Origin of the sequence: Paenibacillus sp. GCM10012306 (genome assembly GCF_042649265.1) — a bacterium.
Lineage (GTDB): Bacteria > Bacillota > Bacilli > Paenibacillales > Paenibacillaceae > Paenibacillus_AQ.
Window position 1 is genome coordinate 19,507 of sequence record NZ_JBHRYW010000003.1, and the last position, 22,013, is coordinate 41,519.

Genomic DNA, 22,013 nt, shown 5'->3' on the forward strand with positions numbered 1-22,013 from the left:
TAAAATTTTGTGCGTTCCAGGAAAAATGCTGTACATTTCAGGATACAGTTAGCCGTAGCCCTCGTGTTCTCAATAGCGGCAGCCTGTGATACACTTTATTTAAAATATTTTACCAATTGAAATCATTCTAGGTGAGGTGATTCTTTGAAGATTAATCACTTGGTCGTGAATGTGGACGCTTACATACAAGAAGACAAAGAGAGAATAGCCGATATCGAGTCCATAGGATTGCCTTATATGCCCAAATGGGGCAAGGGGACAAAAGGGTTTAAAGTATCCAATCTATGGATTGGGCAGGAATACTTCGAGTTCGTCAGAATTAAAGCTAAAGACGGCGGGGGATGGGTTCAGGAATGGACTACAAAATATCTTGCTGGGCATAGAGGTCTGATTGGCTTTGCCTTGGAAGTCGAGAACATAGAAGACACTTATCACAAACTGCGTAGCTTAAGCGTCGATGTAACCCCGCCGGAGCCACTTAGGTTCCGCTGGTTCTTCAATCTTTTGACCAGGACGATGCCTTGGCGTAATGCATACCTGCCTGGATTTACAGGCGTGCCTTTTCAATTCTTTCTCCAGCAGATGAATGATGAGAAATCTCGCAAGTTCATGGAACAATATATGGTGCCGAACAGTCAGGATCAAGGGATTACAGGCATTTCAGAGGTGAACATTCACGGTGAACTAACGGAAGACGACACCCGGATCATATTCGCGTTATTCGATGACTGTGAGCAGAGGGACGGCACAATAATCATTCGTTTGGGTGCGCAGTGTATTCGTTTTGTAAATGCAGTTGACTATAAAGTGGAAGTTCTTCTGGCCTGCAGCAATCCGCTTTATGCTGGTAAGGAGATAGATGTACATAATCTCCACATACGCAACATGTAGACTCCTTCGAAAAAGCGCACAGATTGGGCAATTCAGGACAGCCGTGCTACAATGGCTTGTGAAGGAGAGTGGTACCATGTCTATTCAAATCAATGTTCAGAACACCCCTAATCCCAATTCGGTCAAAATCAACACTAACCAAACTATCTTTGAGGGACCCTCAAGCACATCCCTAAAAAGCGGAGATGTCACAGAGCATCCTTTGGCACAAGCGCTGCTGGCGATTGAAGGTGTCGATAACATCTTCGGCATTCGCGATTTCGTAACGGTCAGCAAACTTCCGGATGCGGAGTGGGATCAAATTTTGCCTCAAGTAGAGCAAGCCTTTACAACAGTATACGAGTAGGACAACAACCGCAAAACCCCCCAGTATCGCAAGTACGCGATACTGGGGGGTTTTTAGATGTGGTGCTCAAAGTGCGTCTTGCCAGTTACTCTTCGTATTTACGAACCACGATGACAGCATTATGGCCGCCAAATCCGAAGGAGTTCGAGATCCCGATATTGAGATCCGCTTTGCGCGCTGTATTGGGCACATAGTCCAAATCGCAGATTTCATCAGGGGTTTCCTGGTTGATGGTAGGAGGGATGATTCCATCCTGAAGGCTTTTGATCAGGGCGATGGCTTCCAGGCCACCTGCGGCACCTAGAGCATGTCCGGTCATGGATTTGTTCGCCGTGACCGGAATGCGGTAAGCGGCTTCGCCAAACAGCTTCTTAATGGCCATAGTTTCGGAGCGATCGCCAACAAGGGTGCTGGTGGCATGCGCGCTAATCACGTCCACATCCTCCGGCTGAACCCCTGCTTCGGCTAGGGCCAGCTTCATCGCCTGATAGGCGCCGATGCCTTCGGGATGAGTCGCGACCATATGATAGGCATCTGAGCTGGCGCCATAGCCAATGACTTCGCCGTAGATGACGGCATTTCTGCGCAGGGCGTGCGAGAGAGATTCCAGGATGACAATCGCCCCGCCTTCACCGATGACGAAGCCGTCCCGACTGCCGTCAAAGGGACGGCTGGCTTTAGCCGGTTCGTCATTACGCGTGGACAGCGAAGTGGCATTGCCGAAGCTGGCCAGCGCGATTTCTGTAATAGCGGCCTCGGAGCCCCCGGAAATTATGACATCGGCACCGCCGTAACGGATCAGGCGGAACGCTTCTCCGATCGCGGTATTGCCGATGGAGCAAGCTGTGACCGGAGATAATGTAGGTCCCAGCGCCCCGAGCTTGATGCTGATCGTCGCTGCCGCCATATTGGAGATCAGCATAGGGATCAGCGTCGGGCTGACTTTTTGCGGGCCGCGTGACTTCAGTATAGCTTCCTGCTCCATCAGGGTCTGGATGCCTCCCACCCCGGAGCCGACATACACGCCTAGACGTTCGCGATCTATCTCGTCAAGATTAAGGCCGGAATGCTTCCAGGCATCCTCTGCGGCAGCCAGAGCAAACTGCGTGAAGCGGTCCATCCGCCGGGCCTCCTTGCGCCCGAATCTGGACTCTGCATCGAAGTCATGTACCACCCCCGCGATTTTGCTTTTAAAGGCCGATGTATCAAAAGAAGTAATCTGCGTAATGCCAGATTGCCCCTGAACCAAACCATTCCAGAATTGCTCCACCGTATTTCCTAACGGCGAGATTAATCCCATACCTGTTATAACTACGCGTTCCATAATGCAACCTCCCAGATAAAGTGTAGGTTTATTTTTTCATTTTCGATATCCTATTACAAGTTGTAGTTTATCCTAGTATAATCAGTGATATAATAAATTCAGAGTTAAGGGGGGATTAACAGTATGTCCAATCAGACGAGGCTTCAGGCTCTGTCCGATTTTCTAAAAGCGCGCCGTGCGGCCATTTCGCCGTCTTCCGTGGGACTGCCTGAGGGAACAAGACGTCGGACACCGGGCCTGCGAAGAGAAGAGGTTGCCCAACTGGCAGGCGTCAGCAGTACCTGGTATACCTGGCTGGAGCAGGGGAGGGATATTAAGGTCTCTTCGTCCGTACTGGATTGTATAGCGACAGCGCTACAAATGACCAAGGATGAACGAAAGTATCTGTTTGCGCTGGCTTTGGAGACGGGAGCCGGAAGCCCGGTGCTTCCACAGGAGGAGACTTCGGTCATCAGCCCGTCCTTGCAGAAGATTCTGCAGGAGCTGAAGTATTGCCCGACGATTATTTCGGATCGCCGCTGCGGGATTGTCGGCTGGAATGAGGCCGCGGCGCATGTATTTCTCAATTTTTCCAAGCTGCCTGCTGAAGAGAGGAATATGATCCGATTGTTGTTTGTGCGCAAGGAGTTCCAGCGTCTCGCAGTGAATTGGGAGCAGTTCGTGAGCGGGTACCTGTCCATTTTCCGTGCCTATTACGGTCAGTACGTTGAGGACCAATGGTATGATGATTTTATTGCGGAGATGAGAGAGACGCATCCTGATTTTAACGAGCTTTGGGAGCAGAGTCGTGTCAGCACGGCCCCGGATGTGGTGCTAGAATTCAGGCATGCCAAGGCCGGGAAAATGCTTTTTCATCTCACTTCCCTACAGGTTCACGGCACTACGGATCTAAGATGTAGCATTTATACGCCAGCAGGTGATTCCAATACAGAAGCGAAGCTGAAGCAGTTACTGGAGCAGCACGAGTTGAGCTAGAGGGGAGAAGCCCCGATAATCCAATGATCAGGACCTCATATTTAAAAGCATCACCAACCAGAGTGCGGTCAGTGATGCCAAGGAAGGGGAAAATCAAGGGGTGAGTATGGGCGGATACTCGGTAAAGCTTTAGAAATCGGTCGTGGCGATTTCAATTGTGCCGGATACGGCTCCGGCCGCTGTGCTTAGCAGTCCAGCAACAAGCAGTCTGTTCACGGAAAGTGTGAGACTGTTGAAAGCGGGAATTGTGTAAGTGATCACTGGCGCGTTAACACGGGTAAGAACAAGTTCTACAGGAAAAGCAGAATTGTTCTGTACAGTAGCTATTGTATTAACCTCCTTTTCGCTTTGATAGAATATGATATGCTGGAAATCTATCAATGCTTTCTTATATGACTTAGGAGGTAAGCACATTTTAATAGCGTTAAGAGTATGTATCCCGATTTCAGCTAAGCAACATCTTCACTCCGGAGAGGTCGTTTTCCATACACCCGGTACAGCAGGAACCCAACGATCATCCCCAGGAAGGACATGAGGGAAATTGTCAAGTAAAGCGTCTGACCGCCAAAGGTTTTGTACATTGCTCCGCCTGCATAAGAGGCGAGAATACCCGAGACTCCGAAGAACAGCAGGGCAAGTACGGTCTGACCTGTAGCCCGCCATTCCACCGGCACAATTCGGTACAGATATTGAATCGCAGCAGAGTAGAAAACCGGGAATGTCAGGAGTTGCATAATTTGCAGATAGACAAGCCAGTGGGGATCGGTAATCCATGCCGAGAGGAAAAAGCGAACACAATAAAAAGCAGCCGCAAGGGTGATAATAATCAGTTCTTTCCCTTTGCGCAGCCACCAGAAGCTGAGGGCGAACACCGCAATCTCACTGGATGCCGCTAAAAACCATGCCTGTCCAACTAGTTCCGGACTACCTCCCAGTTCTTTGATATAGACCCCGAGGAAAATATCATTCATCCGGGCGGGAACGGAGCAGATGAAGACCAGCACCAGGAATAATAAGGTCTCTTTGTTGCTTAGGAATTGTTTGAGACTGCCTAGAGTGACCGGCTTGCTTGCGACTGGCGCATCAGGCATAATCCAGCTTATAGCAAAGCTGATTACGCCAATACCTGCGAACAGCCAGGCCATGCTGTGTGCTCCTAAATAAGACATCACATAACCTGTAACGAGAGCAGTTACTCCATATCCCAGCGCACCATATGTACGAATGGACCCGTAGCTGACCCCGGAAGCCTCAGCGATGCTGAAATTAAGGCTTTCAGTCAGTGGATCAATCGGCATGAGGAAGAAATATAAGAGCATAGCGAATAGGACGAGCAGGATGTAGCTGGTAGAATCGTATAGCAGATATCCGATAACGCTGGAGAACAGCAGCAGAAGCAGCAGCACCTTGCGGATCGTTTTTGTTTTATCGCTGATCATCCCCCACAAGGGTTGAGCGATAAGCGTGACGAAGCCCCCGGTTCCGACGATAAAGCCGATTTGGGCCGGGTCCAGTCCCTGCTCACCAAGATAGACAGGAAGAAAGGGAATAAACATCGCCAGTAGTGAAAAATACAAAAAATTAAAGCCTCTTAAAAGTTTTGGTGCATTCATAGAAATTCTGATCCCTCACGTATTCCATAGATTATGTTGACTCGTCATTGTATTGTATCATGAATATCTAATCTGTTATGAATGAAACTGAGAAATAATGGAGCAAAGTTGGAATTAGTGGTTGAACTCAAAACAAAAGAGATGGAGAAAATGAGATTATGAAGCTAGTATCATGGAATGTGAATGGCCTGAGGGCCTGTGTGACTAAAGGTTTTAATGAGTTCTTCGAAGAGATGGATGCCGACATCTTCTGTATCCAGGAGACCAAGCTGCAAGCGGGGCAAATCTCGCTGGAACAGCATGAAGAATATTACCAATACTGGAATTATGCGCAGAAGAAGGGCTATTCGGGGACGGCGGTATTCAGTAAAGTCAAGCCGCTTAACGTGAGATATGGACTGGAAAGCGATGAAGAGGCGGAAGGGCGGATCCTTACTCTGGAATACGAGAGCTTTTATCTGGTGAACGTATATACTCCGAACGCCAAGCGCGACCTCGCCAGGCTGGATTACCGGCTAGAGTGGGAAGATCGCTTCCGCAGCTACTTGCAGGGATTGGACGCCATCAAGCCGGTCATCGTGTGTGGTGACCTCAATGTCGCTCATGAGGATATCGATCTTAAGAATGCCAAGTCTAACAGAGGCAATTCTGGTTTCACTGATGAGGAACGAGGCAAAATGACGGAGCTGTTAAGCACTGGCTTCATAGATACGTTCAGAACTTTTAATCCTGAGCTTGAGGGGGCTTACACCTGGTGGTCCTACATGCCAAAAGTGAGAGAACGGAATGTCGGCTGGCGTATCGACTACTTCCTGGCTTCGGCCAGACTGGCCCCACAGCTAGTATCCGCAGGGATTGAATGTCATGTGCTGGGCAGTGATCATTGCCCGATCACACTGGTTATTGAGGAGCTATAAAAAAAGGGCGTTCCGGCAGCCATGTACAATGGTGCGGAGCGCCCTGTTTGTATGATTAGAAGAGTGGAGGGTGGTGAACTATATTCTTCCGATTATGGCATCACGATTATCTGTATCAGGAACCACGTTAACTTTTTCCTTCAGCGCAATGGTTTGTCCATCCATCTTTACTTCCACTGTGATGAGGATAGCTGTTTCAATAAACCGGATCGTGTATTCAAACGTATCTTCGTCTTTCCAGGTGAAGGAACTGACTACTTTAAGATCTGTTTCTTCTATCAAATTGCTTCTTCCCGCCAGCCATGCACTGCGTCCGGCTCTAATAGTATATGAATTTTCCTTGTGGACCATTGTAATAACGGCTTCATTCCCGGTGAAGGCTACAGAAAATGATATCCAGCCCTGTGGATCCTCAAATTTATAAATCTTCCCATTCATCAATTCCTCATTATCCGAAAAATCCAGGCCATGGGGCGGAAGAATCGCCAGTTCTCTTAATTGAACAGCAATTCGCTCGGCTTCGATCTCATTAGCAGCTAACGTTTCAGGTTTCATCGCTGGAAGCAGATGATCCCATATCGTGTTAAGAACGAGTTGCGTATCTCCTTGCGCGCCTGTAATGGCTATCACAGCTTGCTGCTCCGGCATAACCAGGCAAAATTGGCCGAAGAAGCCGTCACCACGGTAAGCATGATGGCGACATTGCCAGAATTGATAGCCATAACCTTGGTTCCAGTCGCTATCTGGATTGTCACCATTAGCAATTTGCTTCGTGGTAGCTGCCTGTATCCATTCTTCGTCCAGAAGGCGTTCGCCGTTCCATACTCCTTGTTGCAGGTATAGCAGTCCCAGCTTAGCAATGTCTTCCGTAGTCAGACTGAGGCCGAATCCTCCGGCACTGATTCCCCGTGGACAAGTGTCCCAATGCGGATTAATAATGCCGAGTGGGGCGAACAGTCTTGGCCCCAGATAGTCCAGCACCGTCTGTCCGCTCACCTTTTGGATAATGGCGGACACCATATAGGTAGCCCCGTTGTTATAAAGGAAATGAGTGCCTGGTTCTTTCTCCAGCGGGACTCCCAAAAAAGCTTTAACCCAGTTGCCTTCCGGCTGTTGGTTCATGGTCTCTATAGTATCTTGTGTATGTCCGGAAGCCATCATCAGTAAGTGCTTGATAGCCAGCCGTTCCAAATAAGGTGAGATCTTCTCCGGCAGATCTTCCGGAAAGAATGAAATGATGAGATCATCTACCGTCAGAAGCTTCTCTTGTACAGCAAAACCTACAGCAGTTGAAGTGAAGCTCTTACTGACTGAATACAGCGCGTGTGGAAGATCAGCACTGTAGGGATTCCACCAGCCCTCGGCGGCAACCTTGCCGTGCCGGAGTAGCATAAAGCTATGTAGTTCCACTCCGCTGCTGCTTATAGCAGCAAGAAAACGCTCTATACCCTTAGAGTCTATACCAAGTGCCTCAGGCTGGCTTCTTGGCAAGCTTACATTTATGCTGGATGTCATTCTAAGCTCTCCTCTGCTCGGATTCTGTCACTCCATCTATTGTAAACAATTCCCATTGCGCTGGACAATCTTTAATTCACGGAAACAGGGGGTACTTCCTCTTTGGGTGACCCCATTTTCTCCGGCCAGGATATAGCATGGCTTGTCCCGCTGATGCTCTCATAGAACAACACGGAGTCTTTCTTGAGAATCTTGATTATCAGATGAATAAAGAATAGTAGATCGATTAGCATGAACAACCCTTGTAGCCTTAGATACCAAGAAGAAGACAATGCATCTACTACCTTCGGTTCAAGAAGCAGTACTTGTAGTCCAAAGAATCCCCAATAAAGTACCCCGTACCGCTTAACAAGCTCCCAGAGGGTGATTTTTGTTCCGTTTAATCCCTGTAGATGAATCCGTACAACCCATTTGCCAAAGGTCCGCCCGTTGGTCAGCCGCGGCAGCAAAATGTAGTAGATACCTGTTGCAATCCAATACGCACCTGGGACATTTAGGAAGCGTAGTAGCAAGTAGATGAGAAGGAGTACACAAAGGTCCATCATAAAAGCGAGACTGCGGCGTAGCGAAGTTACCCGTTTGTTAACAAGGTTAGCTTCTGCATCCAGTTGTTCAATCCTCGGAAGCAATCCCGATATCCAAGAGGCTGCCCGGAAGCCGAGAATTCCGCCCAGCGTATTGGCCATGAGATCGTCAACATCAAATACCCGGTAAGGATGGTCGTAGAACCCATAGATCCCTGTAATCTGCGTGACCTCGAAGAAGAGGGACAGGCTAAAGGACAGCATGAGACATACCACCCAGCGGGTACGGAAATAATAGTTCAGGAACATGCCGAAAGGCACCGTCAGCAGAACATTGAACAGAACCTGAAGAAAGGCTGGTTCACTCAATATGGACCAGTAGGACTTCGGAGCATCCGCAGATCCCGCGCGAAAACCTTGCATGATATCCTGAATAAACTGGAAGGGAATACTCTGGATGGAGTTGCCGGTCGGCGCCAGATTATGACGGGAAGCCGGAAGAGGCAGAAGGACTAGATATAAGGCGTTCATTAAGTAGAGCAGAAGCAGATACAGCATTAATGCCCTCACCTTATGAATATAGCCATGCCTGCGGTATTGGACGATCATAAACGGCAGCGTGAAGAACAGTGCTGCAATTGGAAACGTCATAAAAGCATAGGAAATAGGAAACAAATACGATCGAAACATGATACACCTGCCATTCAGTTTTTTAGCATACTTATTTAATCGACTCTTCCGGCATAGATATGTCAGAGAGGAGCGTGATGCAATGGAGAAGAAGGTACAGCAATACTATAAACTTAAGCAGAAACAAAAAGAGATTGAGAAGGAACTGGCGGAACTTCGGGAAGAAATTATTGCTTATTGTAGCAGTCAGGACTTAAGTGATGCTGAGCTTGGGGGTTATAAGGTCAAGCTTGTGGTGCAGAACCGCAAGGAATACGATGATGCCAAGCTCTATGAGACATTGTCTGACCCCGAGGTGTGGCGTTTGCTGTCCAGAACAGACCCGGCCAAAGTAGCAAGTCTTGTGAAGCTGAACGTGATCGCAGATGAGCGCATCCATCATACCTATACATTAAAGACAGTGACTTTACTTCAAGTGGATAAAAAATAGCTTAGAAAGGTCGCAGATTGCTGCGGCCTTTTTTCATATACTTTTCTCATAATTTTCCCACAGAAATGCCGTAACCGCCTGCTAAGATGAAGATACTTTAAAGAAAGAGGTGGTTCAAGATGAACAAATGGACAAAAAAAGCAATCTCGATGTTGGCAGTGGTGAGTGTACTGGGTGGAGCGACTAGCGCGTTTGCGGCAGCAGGACCGGTTAAACCGGTTACCCCAACTGTAAAAGCTGTAGCGCCTGCAACAACTTCCACCAAGCCGGTCTCAAGCACTAAAGTAACTCCGGCCCAAACAACCGCTGTTAAACCGGCAACAACCAAGACTGCTACTGCACCAAAAACCTCTACACCAGTGAAACCTGCACCAGTGAAATCTACACCTGTCAAGCCCGCACCAGCTAAAGCAGCACCAGCCAAAGCGGCAACAACTAAAGCCACTCCAGCAAAAACTACAGCAGCTAAAGCAACTCCTGCAAAAGCTAAAACAGCTAAAGCAACTCCAGCTAAAGCCAAAGCAACAACTGTCAAAACAACTGCTGCCAAAGCTAAAACTACCAAAACTGCTGTGAAGAAAACTGCTGCCAAAGCTAAAACTACTAAAACTGCCGTCAAGAAAACTGTTGCTAAAAAACCAGTGGCTAAAGCTCCGGTAAAAAGCACGCCTAAAAAGACCACTGCCGTGAAACCAGTGATTGTTCAACCTAAAAAGAAATAAGGTCAGCAGCGGAAATCATAGTTATAAATAAATACTAGAGTAGTATTATGCAATAGACGGGACCGTAAAAGGGATACCCGTCTATTGTCATTTATGATAACCTGAAAGAACAGATTTTTGAACAACGAACGGTGAAGGGGCTAGGTATTATGAGCAAAATAGTAGTCGTCGACGACGATCTTTTCATTCTGCAGTTGCTCTCCGAGTATTTGCGTAAAGAAACCTACGAGGTAACCTCCTTTTCCAGTGGCCACAATCTGGTGGAGCATGTCCGTGTTAACACTCCGGACTGTCTGATTCTGGACATCATGATGCCCGGAATTAACGGGCTGACTCTGTTAACAGAGCTGCGCAGCTTTACCGAAATGCCGATTATTATGATCTCGGCACGGGGTGAAGAGAATGACCGTATCCAGGGGCTGGAGCTCGGTTGTAGTGATTTTCTAAGCAAGCCCTTCAATCCCCGCGAATTGGTAGGCCGGGTCAAGGCGATGCTTCGTCTGGCCAAGTCAGGAGGTGCAGGGAGCAGTGCTGCTACAGACGATACTTCTGCGCAAGAGAATAGTGAAAGTGTGTACAAATTTGGTAATGTAGAGATTCAGCCAGAGTTACGCAAAATAACCGTAGGTAAAATCTCACTTAGCCTGACTTCGCGGGAATTCGAGCTGCTGATGTTCCTGGCGATGCATATTGAACGTCCCTTTGAACGTGAGCATCTGATTCAACAGGTGTGGAAATATGATTTTTTTGGCGATGTAAGAGTAGTGGACGATCTGGTGAAGCGTATCCGCAAAAAGCTGGGTGAACTGGATTCCATGCTGCAGATCGATACGGTATGGGGCTTTGGCTACAAAGCCATCGTGCGGAAGGTGTAGCATGAGAACGATTCGGGCTAAAATGCTGCTCTCCCTGTTCATTGCCATGCTGGTTACGGTCGGAATCACCGTGTTGCTGTTTGTACGACTGATTGATGATATTCTGGTGAATCAGGTGAAGTCTCAACTGCATGTTCAAGCGCTGAAGGCAGCCAGAATTCTGCACGAAGGGGATATCAATGGCCTGAGCAGCACCGAATTTCGCTTTGTCGTGCGAGGTCTGATGATGAATGCCGACTATCTTCTGCTCGACAGTCATAACAAGATTATCGACGCCAGCGATGCCAGACAGGAAGGGAAGACGCTGCATGATTCGGTGAGGGGGAGTGAAGGAATCACGAAACTCCACGGCAAAAAAGTGCTCTACAATGAGGAGGCGGTCAGAGGGTTGCCTTATCATATTTTCATTTATTCTCCACTCTCCTCGCTTAGAGCCTTGTATGGACCGCTGCTGCGGACCACGCTGCTGTCGATTGCTGCGAGCTTTTTTGGTATACTGGTCATCGGACTTCTAACCGTATCACGGGTCGTTCGTCCGCTGAACCGTTTGAAAGAAGCGGTAAGAAGCTATGAGCCGAATCGCGCCCAGAGCCAGGATTTCCCGGAGGGAGATCGGACTGAGATTGGCGAGCTGATCACAACCTTTCATTCCATGTCCGGACGCATTCGGCTGCATCAACGCAACCAGATTGAATTTTTGCAGAATGTGTCCCATGAGCTGAAGACGCCGCTGATGTCGATTCACGGCTTTGTATATGCTATTCAAGATCAGGTTGTCTCCCAGGAAGAGGGGCTGAACATCATTACCGTTCAGTCCCAACGGCTCATGGACATGGTCGACAAGCTGCTGCAGCTCTCGCGGCTGGAGGCAGTCGACGAGCATTGGCCTGCTGAAGCACTGGACCTTAGAGACATAGCGGAGGAGGCGGTACAGCTCCTCCTGCCTGCTGCTGCAGAGAGAAATGTCAGGCTGGAAGTCGAAGGGGCAGGACTTCAAGTGATGGTACCCGGCGAGCAGTTGTTCCGCATTCTGCTCAATCTGCTGCAGAATGCCGTCAGACATACGTCAAGCCGGGTTAAGGTGCGGATTGAAGGGCGTGGGACGGGGACAGCCTGGGCTATTCATGTCGAGGACGACGGCCCCGGTCTGAATGACGAAGAGCAAGAGGCTGTATTCCAACGCTTCTATACTGGCTCCAATGGTGTAACCGGACTGGGGCTGGCGATCAGCCGGGGAATCGCTGCTAGATTAAGCGGGGAGTTGAGCTATACTCGTTCTTCACTTGGAGGGGCTTGTTTTAGCTTCCTGAAATATGAGGATGAATATCCTCAGAGCGGATAGAGGCAGCATAACATTTGACAGTCAGAGTTCGAAGATTAGAGAGATGGAGGACAAAATGATGAATAACTTTGAGCACATGCTCAACAAATATGCAGAGCTAGTAGTGAAGGTTGGAGTCAATATACAGCCCGGACAGGTGCTGATGGTGCATGCTCCAATGGAAACTGTAGAGCTGACCCGCCTGATTGTAGGCAAGGCCTATGAAGCAGGAGCGAAATATGTAATTGTGGATTGGGAGGATGAAGCTACAACACGTATCCGTTATGAAAAAGCTTCAGAGGATTCCTTCGATTATTATCCGCAGTGGCAGGCCGATATGATGGAGAAATTTGCTGAGGAGAACGGCGCCATTTTACATATTAAAGTGCCTGACCCGGAATTGTTCAATGGAATTGACTCTTCCAAGGTATCAAGAGCTGTTAAGGCGGCTGCTGTTGCACGTAAGAACTATTCTAAATATACACGTAATAGTAAGATTAGCTGGTCACTTGTTAAAGCTCCAACCCGTGCATGGGCGAATAAGGTATTTGCTGATCTCCCTGAAGAAGAGCGGATTAATGCAATGTGGGAAGCCGTATTCCAGATGACCCGTGTGGGCAGCGATGATCCTGTAGCAGCATGGAGAGAGCATATTGCTCATTTGAAAGAAAGTCAGGACAGAATGAATGCTAAACGTTATAAAAGCCTGCACTACCGCGCTCCGGGAACGGATCTGCGTGTGGAGCTTCCAGAAGGGCATCTATGGCGTGGAGGTGGCGGTGAGAACGATCATGGCGTATATTTTGTTGCGAATATGCCAACCGAAGAGATTTATTCCATGCCGCATCGTACAGGAGTAAACGGTACGGTTGCTAGCACACTTCCTTTGAATCTGAACGGGCGCTTGGTTGAAGGACTTTCGTTTACTTTTAAGGATGGTAAAGTTGTGGCTTATGAAGCTGAATCAGGCCGTGAGCATTTGACATCATTGCTTGAGACAGATGAAGGTGCGTCTTATCTTGGCGAAGTGGCACTGGTGCAGCATGATTCTCCAATTTCTCGATTGAACCGAATCTTCTATAATACAGGGATTGATGAGAACGCCTCATGTCATTTTGCGCTCGGAAGCGCCTATCCGGTGAATATCGAAGGGGGCACGAAGCTTAGCAACGAAGAGCTGCTGGCTAAAGGCGCGAATGTCAGCTTGACGCATGTCGATTTCATGATCGGCTCCGCAGAGCTAGATATTGATGGTGAACTAGCGGATGGAACAGTTGAACCTGTATTCCGTAAAGGGAATTGGGTACTGTAAGCTGTTCTGCAAATAAACATTGAAAAAGATAAGGCCGTAAACCTCACCAATGACGTGGATTTACGGCCTGTTTGCTGTTGAGCAGGGCATGCATACCGTCCAGCTGCCATTCCAGGGCAATAGTACTGTCCAGTGTCCAATGCTCATTGACATAATATACATGTCCTGAGCGGACGGCTTCCAGAGCCTGCCACGCTTTACTATGCACGATCTGCTGGAAGGTTTCGCGAGCTCCGGGCATATGGCCACAGACGATAAAGATCCGATCGGCTTCGTAGCGGGCAAAGCGGTCTGCCGGGATGAACATCCTTGAGGTGGAGACTGAGATCAATTGCTGAAGCGAGATAGGCACCTCCAGCCCCAGTACGTCATACAGCACAGGGCATTCTTCCGGTCGGTACAAATAGATATTGTCATGAACAACATGGAAAAAGACAGCACTTTCCCCTCTGCGGATGCTTGTCCGCGTGCGTTCCTTGAGTTGTCTAGCCTTCAGCCTGTACCGGGTCAGCCAAGCACGGGCCTCCGACTGCCTTCCCAAAAGCTCCGCGACATCTCTTAATCCAGCGAAGAGATCCACGCGACGGGTATTTAATTGGACAGTGGGTGCAATCTGCTCCAGACCGTCCTTAAACCAGGGATCGGTGTAGTCATTAACAAGAATTAAATCCGGCTGCAGCCGGGCGATTTCGTCCAGACCAGAGGATGAGGTATCAATGCCCTGAATCCCCTCAGTGTAGCCGTTATCCAACCATTCTAATAGATGCTTCTCCACGGCCAGTGGCTTGGTACCGAGGGAGAGGATATCGCCCAAATGGGTAAAAGCAACAGTTTTCAATTTTGACTTGTAGTTGCGTATATACTGGCGGGGGGAGGTGCCGACAATTTCTTTGAATCGACGGTTAAAATAGTACTCGTCCTTGTAGCCCACACTATGAGCGACATCACTCAGCGGTGCATCGGATACTAGCAGAATTTCCTTGGCCCGGTTGATTCTGAGTTGTGTAATATATTCGGTCGGATTAAGACCTGTCAATTGCTTGAACAATTGCCGATATTGCCAAATTCCAATATTGGCTCTCTGTGCCAGCTGTTCCACTGTGATCTCATCACTGTAATCCTGCAGCAGTTGATCAATGGTTTCTTGTACCGCTAGCAAGGAATTTGGCACGGGCTGAACAGTGTCGTTCTGTTTGAACAGGAAATATAACAGTTCTTGAAAATCCAGATGGGCCCGAAGGGCGTTCAAACCACGGCCGCTGGTTTGACGTCCTGATATTTTGTGGAGATAATCCAATAATTGCAAGAACGGAGACACATTAAGCTTCCCTTCGTAAGGAAGTAGAGCAGATGACTTTCGTCCTTGAACTTCCACACTAAGAGGGGTAAAGGTTAATTCGTAATAGCTTAATTGCGCTCTAGAATCATTGTTGATACTGACCACCGTGTTCGGAAGAAACAAATAACAATCGCCTGACTGAAGCCGACGTTGCTGCCCTTTGAGCTGAAGACTACTCGTACCCTCGGTAACGGCAATTAGCATATAAGTGTTGTCTGGGCAGGTGCTGATTGACGTCCAGTTGGCATCACGCTGCTGTAAGGTCAGTGCCTGCTGAATAAACAGCAGGTCCTTCAAAGGAGAGGATTCGGAAGCGCTCATGCAGCAGCCTTCTTTCTAATTGAGAATAATTATCACAATAGTAAAGCAAAAAAAGAAATCCTTCAACCATCTGGCTGAAAGATTTCTTCACGGTAATTGCAATACGTGTTTATTTTACAATTTGCGCTTGTGCTTCTTCCAACTGGGCATATAGAGAAGAAGCGTCACCGAGACCCCATTTGTTGGAGACGGTGTAAACCTTGTTATTTTTTACAGCATTTAAAGACTTCCAGACACCACTTTCTTTCAGCTGCTCAAAGGTAGACTGCGTTAGCTCGCTGTCGTCATCCATCTCCACGAACAGGTTGTCAGGGCTATACTTGGGCAGAACTTCAAGCGAAATCGTCTCAAAGCCGAAGTTCTCGTTCTTATCCAGCAGGGGCTTCATTTCTGGAGTCGGCGTGAAGCCTAACTGGCGATAAAGAGTATATCCGCCATTGCGGATGCCGGATATGCCCAAATCTTTGCCGGAGATGATGAGCAGCAGCGCTGTTTCACCTTCTTTTACCTTCGGTCCAATAGCTTGCTTCACCTCGCTGACTTTGGCGTGATACTGTTCCTGCCAGCTTTGCGCTTCCGCTTGTTTGCCTAAAATCTCTGCCAGCTGATTAAAATGAAGGAAAGGGTCTTCCGTCCAGAATGGCAGGGTTATTGTTGGTCCAACTTTGGCTAACTGCTCACCCTCGCTGGCATCGCCTGTATCATCGGTCAGGATTAGGTCAGGCGCAGCGGCAAGCACATTCTCAAGACTCACCGGACGATTGCCCACGCTTTTAACCCCGTCCAAGGCCGCTCCGTAAGTATTCTTAGCATAGTCCGTCACATAAGCAGGCTTCACGCCAAGTGCTAACAGATCACCGGCATATTGAATCGCTACAATATTTTTGGGCGCGACAGGGATGGTAATCTCTTTGCCGGTATAATCCGTATACTGGCGGGTACCACCGGTAGTCTCGGCGGGAGCCTGGGAAGGTGTTGCGGTCTGAACAGAGCTTGTTGGCGCCGCGGTTGCAGAAGCCTCTTGTGTTCCTGCTGTGTTATTGCCTCCCTGACAAGCTGTTGCAAGCATTGTAAGAAGAAGGAGCCCGGCAAGCAGGGCCGTTCTTGATTTTCTGAATATTCTCATCGTCATATAACCTCCAGTAATGATAATCATTCTCATGAATGACTCTGAATAACTATATTACATCATTACACAGAGGGAAATGGATAGAAATGAGTTTATTTTGGGATTAAAGTGTGGCGCCATGTCTATGGATTAACAGTGACAGTCATCCCTTTTTTTGGATCGAGATTATTTTTCCACTGAATATTGATGGCATGTGAGTTGTAAAGATCTGAGCCGTCCGATACTTGGAAGTGCAGATGAGGCTCACTGGAATTGCCTGAGTTGCCGAGCAGTCCGATGACATCACCTGTTTTTACCTTGTCGCCGGGCTTTACGGTAGCAGAACCTTTTTTGAGATGGGCCAAATAGCTGTATTCGCCGCCGTGATCAATGACGACCACATTGCCTGCAGGATGCTTTTCGTTCATTACTCCAACTGGGACATTATCGGCGATATCATTTACAACGGAGACAACTGTGCCGTCGGCAGGGGCTAGCACATTTTGTCCAAAAGCATAATAGCTCTCATTCTTCAGCGGATCACCTTTGAAGGAGTAATGGTTAACTGCTCGGATAATGTCATAGGCGTAACGTTGAGCGGCAAAGGAGTAGTGGGCATTCTCCATTTCATTGTTCCCTCCCCAGAAGATATACCAGTCTCCGCGCAGGGGCAACTCATAGGCGATCTTGGTTTTGATCTTGTCAGTATCAGGATGAGTCTCCAAGTGGGTGATGGCCATCTGAAAGATGGTCCCGTTTGGATCGAAAAGGGCCGTAATTCCTTTGTCTCCGGCATCGCTTTTCCAGAAACGTTGATCTCCGCCATTCAGAAGGCTAACGGAGCCGGGAGTGAAGGACTTAACGCCTGCTATGAAGGAGGCGGACATCTCGCTGAATTCTTTTTCCGTAACATCTTCTTTAAAAGAGTCGCTGAAACGCTGGTAGATACCGCTGAAATTACCTTTCAACATTTCCTGTGCCAGCGCCTCGGGTTGAACCTTGGATGTGGCTGTGTTTCCCGGCTGCTGCGTTGCAGAAGTGTTGGTACTCGCCGTTGCCTGTGGCTGACCTGTTGCACCTGTTTTTCCCTTATTCTCCACTGCTTTTTCTCCTCCACAAGCGGTGAGCAGAACGGCTAACGCTGCTGTTCCCACTATCAATTTGGTGTACCCAATCGTTCGCCTGCCATATCTCTTGTGCTTTCTGTTCATTCTGTTCATTCTGTTCATTCTGTTCATTCCTGTTCCTCCTTGCATGATGCTTGCCATCCTCACTTCATTATTGTAGCGGCTTAACTTTTCGCCATATGAAACGGAGCATTAGCAGTACCTTAACTTTTAACAGCTTGTGCAGCGAAGAATTAAGATTTTGTTAAGGTTGGGGTCATCACTTCTATAGAAGGAATTCATGTTAAGATGGGGAAGACAAGAAGTGTGGGGGAGGACCCAGAATGAAAGATGCTTCCATTCTGCTCGTGGATGATGAGGATTCCATTATAGAGCTGATGAAGACCGTATTGCGCAAGGAAGGATATACCCATGTTGATTCCGTCGGAAGCGGGGAAGAGGCGATTGCCGCTTGTTCAACTACTACCTATGATTTGATTGTACTGGATGTGATGCTGCCGGGACGAAGCGGGCTTGACATCTGTCCGTTTCTGAGACAAACGACGAATGCACCGATTCTGTTCCTGTCCGCCCGCGTATCCGATTTTGACAAGCTGACCGGCTTTGCCGTTGGGGGCGATGATTACATTACGAAACCGTTCAACCCGCTGGAATTGGTCGCGAGAATCAGGTCGCAATTACGCCGTTATTTGGAGAAAACAGCCACAAGCGGTGCAGGGATAGATCCCGGCAAGGACAGCAAAAGCCAGGCGGCCAACGTTTATGATTTCGGAAGATTTCAAGTCGATGAAGTCGCCGGTGAGCTGAGGGTAGAAGGGCGAACGGTTGCCTGCCCTGCGCTAGTGTTTCAACTGCTGCTGTTTATGTGCAAGCATCCTAACCGTCTGTTTACCAAAACAGAGCTGTACGAAAGTGTATGGGGTGAGGAGGCTTTTTGCGATGACAATACGGTTATGGTTCATATCCACCGAATCAGAGAGCGTATTGAGCGGGAGCCATCGAATCCGGTTTATCTGGTGAATGTAAGAGGAATGGGATACAAGCTCGTACAGGAGAACCAGAGGAGATCACTGTAGACATGAACATCAAGCGACAATTAACATTGCGTTTTGTCCTGCATTCCGTCATTGCGGGTTTGGTCGTGCTCTTGATCGCCGCTTGTACTCTATGGTGGGTTATGCAGCGCATGAATGATGTTAAACTGCAGAACAATTTTTACTCCGTAGGACTGGAGCGTCTCGTGGAATCTTCCCAATTTGGAGAGGATGGTGTGATCTTCGATCCCGAGCTGCTGGAGCAGGTGAAGAAGAATCACGGATGGCTACAAAGCCTCAACGAAGTGGGTGAGGTCGAGCAATCCTACAATACACCAAGCGATGTTCCCAAGCAATATGCGCCGGGAGAGTTGATTGCTTACTGGCAAGGGCAAAAGGAGTTTCCTTATGGACTGTATTTGTGGATTCAGGAGAAAAACGGTGTTCTCTACACATTGCTGTACGGTGTTCCTAAGACCTTGGAGCCTCTGCTGAAAAGCATCACGGAAAGTAATCCGCGCTATTCGGATGGAAGGTTGTTGCTCCCGGAAGGCATAGCCGACCGTATGTATGCCAAAAAAGGATACGTGCAGCTAATTAACAACTCGGGTGCTGAAGTGGCCTCCTTTAACCGCCCTTTATCGGTCCCGGACCATTATAATGTTCAAGAATTGGCGCTGCGAACAGAGTATGGGGACCGATATGGTTATGATGTTTCATCTGCTTATGATGAAGAGACAAGTTTGACTTGGGTGATCGGATTACCTCTTAACGCCAACATTTATTCGGCACAAGAGTTTTTTGTCTCGGCAGAAACCCGAATCACCTGGAGTGGGGTAGGAATTATGCTTACCGCAACCCTGCTCATCTTTGCCCTGCTTTCCTTTCTAAATGCCCACCGATTTGGCAGCCCCATGCTGCATATGCTGGCCTGGCTGGATTCGCTCGGCAAATCATCCTTTAAAGAACCTGCGAACCGGAAAGGACAGCCACGTAGTCGGATGAAGTCAGGTAAATGGAGAAGGCGCTATCGCGTGTTCGGAGATGTGATGCTCTCCATCGACAAACTGTCGGACAGCCTGCAGCGCGAGCAGGAGAACCGCCGGCAGATGGAGATTTTGCGTGAGGAATGGATCAGTGGAATTACCCATGATTTGAAGACCCCGCTGTCCTCTATCAAAGGGTATGCCCATTTGCTAGCAGAAGAAGAATATGAATGGTCAGCCAGTGAAGTACGCAAATTCTCTGCAATCATGCTGGAGAAATCCGCACATATCGATACATTGATCAGTGATCTGGCGATCTCCTATCGGATCCGAAGCGGTATCACGCCACCGCTGGCCGAAGAGATGGAACTGAACGGCTGGCTGGCTAATGCGCTGGATCAAGCAGCAGCCAATCCTGCCTACGGAGAGGGGAGGATCATCTACCAAGGTGTAACCAATGAGATCAGAGTTCATCTGTATACGCCTTGGCTAGAGCGGGTTGTCAATAATTTGACAGCCAATGCCTTGCTTCACAACTCTCCCGAGACCAAACTTACAGTTACTCTTACCGGTAGCACCGGTAAGGGAGTGATGATTCATTTCAGCGACAATGGACAGGGGATGGATCAGCGAACGGTCAGCAATTTATTCGAGCGTTACTACCGTGGCGGTAATACCAGTGCCTCAACCGATGGGTCCGGGCTGGGACTGGCCGTCTCCAAAGGACTCATTGAGGCGATGGGCGGCCGGATTGTTGTGAAATCGAGCCTTGGCAAAGGAACGTCTATTTGGTTAATCTGGGATCAAAACAGTCAGAATGGTTGATTCATCGCTTGAACCTGCGGAACCTGTTCCGCAGGTTTTTTTTATTTGAGAGGATTAATTGTTAGAGAATGGTTTCATTCACATCTCTTGATTAACTGATTGTAGGAACAATCAGATATAAGTTAAGCTTGTTGACACATATGTAGACCAAAGGTAGAATTATAATGTTAATACTTGGTAATTTTAAAAAGATGAAAAATGAGGGTACTAGGTAATGTACTTTTTGTTAATTTTAACAACCATTTTAATTATTTTTTTTGTTTTTTATAGTACTAATTATGTGAAGGTTAACTATCAACCTCTTAACTTGGGTATACCTACCCCTATAAAAGTAGTACATATAACAGATCTTCATGGTAAGACCTCATTTATTAATGGTAGTTTATCAAAAACCATTAATTCTCTAAACCCTGATATGGTTTTAATCACTGGAGATCTTGTTTCAAAGCAAAAATCATTAAAAAAAGTAATATCAGAATTGAAAAAAATTAACCAAGATGTTCGCTATTTTGTCCCCGGAAATTATGAGAGAGAGACCCTAATGAGTTTAGGAAGGAAAAGGAATTTATCGAATGAGGAATATCGCGATAATTGTAATCTTATTGGCAGTGTGGCAACCTACTTGGAAAATTCGGGGGATATAATTAGAGTCAAAGATACTTCCATATCCATTTATGGATTAGATAATTCAATCTATGGTCTCGAAAAGCTGGAGAATAAACATCAACAGAACCACCATGCAGACTTGCAATTTGTTTTAGCTCATTCACCCAACATAATCAATGTAATTCACAAAAATAAAGTTTCATACGACCTATTACTTACTGGACATACACATGGTGGACAATTACGTTTATTCAATAAAACAATAGGGGGATATAGACATTTTCATGTAGGTATAAAAAAGATTGACGATTCTTATTTTTATATTTCAAGGGGAATCGGAACTGTTAAAATACCAATTCGATTTAATTGCCCGCCGGAGATTACTTCTTTTTACATCTATTAAATTATCTAGAGCAAATTAATGGAGATTTATCATGAATCTAACTCACAAATTGAATCAAATCAGATCCGCGAGCCAATCAACCACGAAGCAAAAGGTGTTTGCAATAATCAAAGCAATGATTATCGGAGTTCTTTTGGGTCTAGGGGCAAAACTCGTGGATACACCGAATTTCAACCCCATCTTTGACAATATTGGTGGACGACTTGGCATCTGGGTGTTTGTGGCCACACTGTTGTCGGTGTTCAGTTCTTCGCCCAAATTAGCCGCTGTAAAAATATTTGCTTTTTTTGGATCGATGCTTGCCGTGTATTATGTGTATACAGTGCTTGTGCTGCATTTTTTCCCGCGAAAAGAAATTATTTTTTGGGGGATATGCGCGCTGGTGTCTCCTGTTTGTGCCTATTTAATGTGGTATGCGCGTGGAAAGGGGATGTTACCTACTCTTATTTCGGCGTTTCCAATCACAGCCTTGCTGACAGAAGGGTTCGAATTGCGTCACGCCTTCTTGCCTATTCACACTCATTACTATTTAATTCCATACCTTATGGGGATCTATCTAATCATGATCCTTATTTTGCTATTTAACATTCCGAAAAAGAAAATGCAATTTATGTATATACTTCCGATAGCTCTTATACTGTCAATTATTACGATCTATTTTAATATCTTTGGCCTGATTTTTGGTGGAATGAACGGGTTTTTATAGGATTTTGAACCTTAAACAGGGCTTCTCACTATGTTAAAAAGAGGGCCTTTTTTGTTGTGAAAGGGTAAAATGATGACGGTTTTTGTCTTCATTTTATTTTACA

20 protein-coding genes are annotated in these 22,013 nt (G+C 47.3%); 13 read left to right on the forward strand and 7 right to left on the reverse strand.

Annotated elements, in window-relative coordinates; translation table 11 throughout:
- Nucleotides 1-144 precede the first annotated feature (144 nt).
- Nucleotides 145-891 (forward strand): VOC family protein, encoded by a 747-nt coding sequence (locus ACFORK_RS07325; RefSeq protein ID WP_379197221.1) that lies wholly within the window; start codon nucleotides 145-147, stop codon nucleotides 889-891.
- Between the two features lie 76 nt (nucleotides 892-967).
- Nucleotides 968-1,237, forward strand: coding sequence for a NifU N-terminal domain-containing protein (locus ACFORK_RS07330; RefSeq protein ID WP_379197223.1), 270 nt, complete (start codon nucleotides 968-970; stop codon nucleotides 1,235-1,237).
- Nucleotides 1,238-1,322: 85 nt separating this feature from the next.
- Here the strand turns inward: ACFORK_RS07330 and fabF are convergent, their stop codons facing one another.
- Nucleotides 1,323-2,561, reverse strand: a complete 1,239-nt coding sequence (fabF, locus tag ACFORK_RS07335; protein WP_379197225.1) for a beta-ketoacyl-ACP synthase II — start codon at nucleotides 2,559-2,561, stop codon at nucleotides 1,323-1,325.
- Between the two features lie 123 nt (nucleotides 2,562-2,684).
- Here fabF and ACFORK_RS07340 point away from each other — a divergent pair, with 123 nt between their 5' ends.
- Complete coding sequence (locus ACFORK_RS07340; protein ID WP_379197227.1) at nucleotides 2,685-3,536, forward strand: helix-turn-helix transcriptional regulator; 852 nt, start codon at nucleotides 2,685-2,687, stop codon at nucleotides 3,534-3,536.
- A 449-nt stretch (nucleotides 3,537-3,985) separates the two neighbouring features.
- On the opposite strand, the gene ACFORK_RS07345 is transcribed toward ACFORK_RS07340, so the two are convergent.
- Nucleotides 3,986-5,149, reverse strand: coding sequence for an MFS transporter (locus ACFORK_RS07345; RefSeq protein ID WP_379197229.1), 1,164 nt, complete (start codon nucleotides 5,147-5,149; stop codon nucleotides 3,986-3,988).
- A gap of 158 nt (nucleotides 5,150-5,307) precedes the next feature.
- Here ACFORK_RS07345 and ACFORK_RS07350 point away from each other — a divergent pair, with 158 nt between their 5' ends.
- A complete protein-coding gene (locus tag ACFORK_RS07350) occupies nucleotides 5,308-6,066 on the forward strand; it encodes an exodeoxyribonuclease III (protein WP_379197231.1) in 759 nt (252 codons plus the stop codon).
- Between the two features lie 78 nt (nucleotides 6,067-6,144).
- Here ACFORK_RS07350 and ACFORK_RS07355 read toward each other — a convergent pair whose 3' ends face one another.
- Together ACFORK_RS07355 and ACFORK_RS07360 are read right to left on the reverse strand one after the other, a co-directional pair.
- Entirely contained in the window at nucleotides 6,145-7,581 is a 1,437-nt protein-coding gene (locus tag ACFORK_RS07355) for a serine hydrolase domain-containing protein (RefSeq protein ID WP_379197233.1), read from the reverse strand.
- Nucleotides 7,582-7,652: 71 nt separating this feature from the next.
- A complete protein-coding gene (locus ACFORK_RS07360) occupies nucleotides 7,653-8,795 on the reverse strand; it encodes a VanZ family protein (RefSeq protein WP_379197235.1) in 1,143 nt (380 codons plus the stop codon).
- A gap of 82 nt (nucleotides 8,796-8,877) precedes the next feature.
- Between ACFORK_RS07360 and ACFORK_RS07365 the strand changes: the two genes are divergently transcribed.
- The 5 genes from ACFORK_RS07365 to ACFORK_RS07385 all read left to right on the forward strand — a co-directional run bounded on the left by ACFORK_RS07365 (nucleotide 8,878) and on the right by ACFORK_RS07385 (nucleotide 13,455).
- Nucleotides 8,878-9,225, forward strand: a complete 348-nt coding sequence (locus tag ACFORK_RS07365) for a hypothetical protein (RefSeq protein ID WP_379197237.1) — start codon at nucleotides 8,878-8,880, stop codon at nucleotides 9,223-9,225.
- 119 nt (nucleotides 9,226-9,344) lie between these two features.
- Nucleotides 9,345-9,947, forward strand: coding sequence for a hypothetical protein (locus ACFORK_RS07370; RefSeq protein WP_379197239.1), 603 nt, complete (start codon nucleotides 9,345-9,347; stop codon nucleotides 9,945-9,947).
- 149 nt (nucleotides 9,948-10,096) lie between these two features.
- The gene (locus ACFORK_RS07375) at nucleotides 10,097-10,822 is read left to right on the forward strand and encodes a response regulator transcription factor (RefSeq protein WP_379197241.1); all 726 of its coding nucleotides are present in this window, start codon (nucleotides 10,097-10,099) and stop codon (nucleotides 10,820-10,822) included.
- Between the two features lies 1 nt (nucleotide 10,823).
- Complete coding sequence (locus ACFORK_RS07380) at nucleotides 10,824-12,164, forward strand: sensor histidine kinase (RefSeq protein ID WP_379197243.1); 1,341 nt, start codon at nucleotides 10,824-10,826, stop codon at nucleotides 12,162-12,164.
- A gap of 58 nt (nucleotides 12,165-12,222) precedes the next feature.
- Nucleotides 12,223-13,455: an aminopeptidase gene (locus ACFORK_RS07385; protein ID WP_379197245.1), complete on the forward strand. Its 1,233-nt coding sequence runs from the start codon at nucleotides 12,223-12,225 to the stop codon at nucleotides 13,453-13,455.
- A gap of 43 nt (nucleotides 13,456-13,498) precedes the next feature.
- On the opposite strand, the gene ACFORK_RS07390 is transcribed toward ACFORK_RS07385, so the two are convergent.
- From ACFORK_RS07390 to ACFORK_RS07400, 3 genes are all read right to left on the reverse strand, one after another.
- Nucleotides 13,499-15,115, reverse strand: coding sequence for an AraC family transcriptional regulator (locus tag ACFORK_RS07390; RefSeq protein WP_379197247.1), 1,617 nt, complete (start codon nucleotides 15,113-15,115; stop codon nucleotides 13,499-13,501).
- Between the two features lie 109 nt (nucleotides 15,116-15,224).
- The gene (locus ACFORK_RS07395) at nucleotides 15,225-16,241 is read right to left on the reverse strand and encodes an ABC transporter substrate-binding protein (protein WP_379197249.1); all 1,017 of its coding nucleotides are present in this window, start codon (nucleotides 16,239-16,241) and stop codon (nucleotides 15,225-15,227) included.
- Between the two features lie 125 nt (nucleotides 16,242-16,366).
- Nucleotides 16,367-17,461 (reverse strand): M23 family metallopeptidase, encoded by a 1,095-nt coding sequence (locus ACFORK_RS07400; protein ID WP_379197251.1) that lies wholly within the window; start codon nucleotides 17,459-17,461, stop codon nucleotides 16,367-16,369.
- A 212-nt stretch (nucleotides 17,462-17,673) separates the two neighbouring features.
- Between ACFORK_RS07400 and ACFORK_RS07405 the strand changes: the two genes are divergently transcribed.
- From ACFORK_RS07405 to ACFORK_RS07420, 4 genes are all read left to right on the forward strand, one after another.
- Nucleotides 17,674-18,426, forward strand: a complete 753-nt coding sequence (locus tag ACFORK_RS07405) for a response regulator transcription factor (RefSeq protein ID WP_379197253.1) — start codon at nucleotides 17,674-17,676, stop codon at nucleotides 18,424-18,426.
- A gap of 2 nt (nucleotides 18,427-18,428) precedes the next feature.
- Entirely contained in the window at nucleotides 18,429-20,195 is a 1,767-nt protein-coding gene (locus ACFORK_RS07410) for a sensor histidine kinase (RefSeq protein WP_379197255.1), read from the forward strand.
- Between the two features lie 307 nt (nucleotides 20,196-20,502).
- Entirely contained in the window at nucleotides 20,503-21,204 is a 702-nt protein-coding gene (locus tag ACFORK_RS07415) for a metallophosphoesterase (RefSeq protein ID WP_379197256.1), read from the forward strand.
- Between the two features lie 31 nt (nucleotides 21,205-21,235).
- Entirely contained in the window at nucleotides 21,236-21,910 is a 675-nt protein-coding gene (locus tag ACFORK_RS07420) for a hypothetical protein (protein WP_379197257.1), read from the forward strand.
- The last annotated feature ends 103 nt before the right edge of the window (nucleotides 21,911-22,013 follow it).

Excerpts from the sequence above, each read along its gene's own strand:
- ACFORK_RS07330 (WP_379197223.1), top strand. The coding sequence starts at position 968 with ATGTCTATTCAAATCAATGTTCAGAACACCCCTAATCCCAATTCGGTC.
- fabF (WP_379197225.1), bottom strand. The coding sequence starts at position 2,561 with ATGGAACGCGTAGTTATAACAGGTATGGGATTAATCTCGCCGTTAGGA.
- ACFORK_RS07340 (WP_379197227.1), top strand. The coding sequence starts at position 2,685 with ATGTCCAATCAGACGAGGCTTCAGGCTCTGTCCGATTTTCTAAAAGCG.
- ACFORK_RS07345 (WP_379197229.1), bottom strand. The coding sequence starts at position 5,149 with ATGAATGCACCAAAACTTTTAAGAGGCTTTAATTTTTTGTATTTTTCA.
- ACFORK_RS07350 (WP_379197231.1), top strand. The coding sequence starts at position 5,308 with ATGAAGCTAGTATCATGGAATGTGAATGGCCTGAGGGCCTGTGTGACT.
- ACFORK_RS07355 (WP_379197233.1), bottom strand. The coding sequence starts at position 7,581 with ATGACATCCAGCATAAATGTAAGCTTGCCAAGAAGCCAGCCTGAGGCA.
- ACFORK_RS07360 (WP_379197235.1), bottom strand. The coding sequence starts at position 8,795 with ATGTTTCGATCGTATTTGTTTCCTATTTCCTATGCTTTTATGACGTTT.
- ACFORK_RS07365 (WP_379197237.1), top strand. The coding sequence starts at position 8,878 with ATGGAGAAGAAGGTACAGCAATACTATAAACTTAAGCAGAAACAAAAA.
- ACFORK_RS07370 (WP_379197239.1), top strand. The coding sequence starts at position 9,345 with ATGAACAAATGGACAAAAAAAGCAATCTCGATGTTGGCAGTGGTGAGT.
- ACFORK_RS07375 (WP_379197241.1), top strand. The coding sequence starts at position 10,097 with ATGAGCAAAATAGTAGTCGTCGACGACGATCTTTTCATTCTGCAGTTG.
- ACFORK_RS07380 (WP_379197243.1), top strand. The coding sequence starts at position 10,824 with ATGAGAACGATTCGGGCTAAAATGCTGCTCTCCCTGTTCATTGCCATG.
- ACFORK_RS07385 (WP_379197245.1), top strand. The coding sequence starts at position 12,223 with ATGAATAACTTTGAGCACATGCTCAACAAATATGCAGAGCTAGTAGTG.
- ACFORK_RS07390 (WP_379197247.1), bottom strand. The coding sequence starts at position 15,115 with ATGAGCGCTTCCGAATCCTCTCCTTTGAAGGACCTGCTGTTTATTCAG.
- ACFORK_RS07395 (WP_379197249.1), bottom strand. The coding sequence starts at position 16,241 with ATGAGAATATTCAGAAAATCAAGAACGGCCCTGCTTGCCGGGCTCCTT.
- ACFORK_RS07400 (WP_379197251.1), bottom strand. The coding sequence starts at position 17,461 with ATGAACAGAATGAACAGAATGAACAGAATGAACAGAAAGCACAAGAGA.
- ACFORK_RS07405 (WP_379197253.1), top strand. The coding sequence starts at position 17,674 with ATGAAAGATGCTTCCATTCTGCTCGTGGATGATGAGGATTCCATTATA.
- ACFORK_RS07410 (WP_379197255.1), top strand. The coding sequence starts at position 18,429 with ATGAACATCAAGCGACAATTAACATTGCGTTTTGTCCTGCATTCCGTC.
- ACFORK_RS07420 (WP_379197257.1), top strand. The coding sequence starts at position 21,236 with ATGAATCTAACTCACAAATTGAATCAAATCAGATCCGCGAGCCAATCA.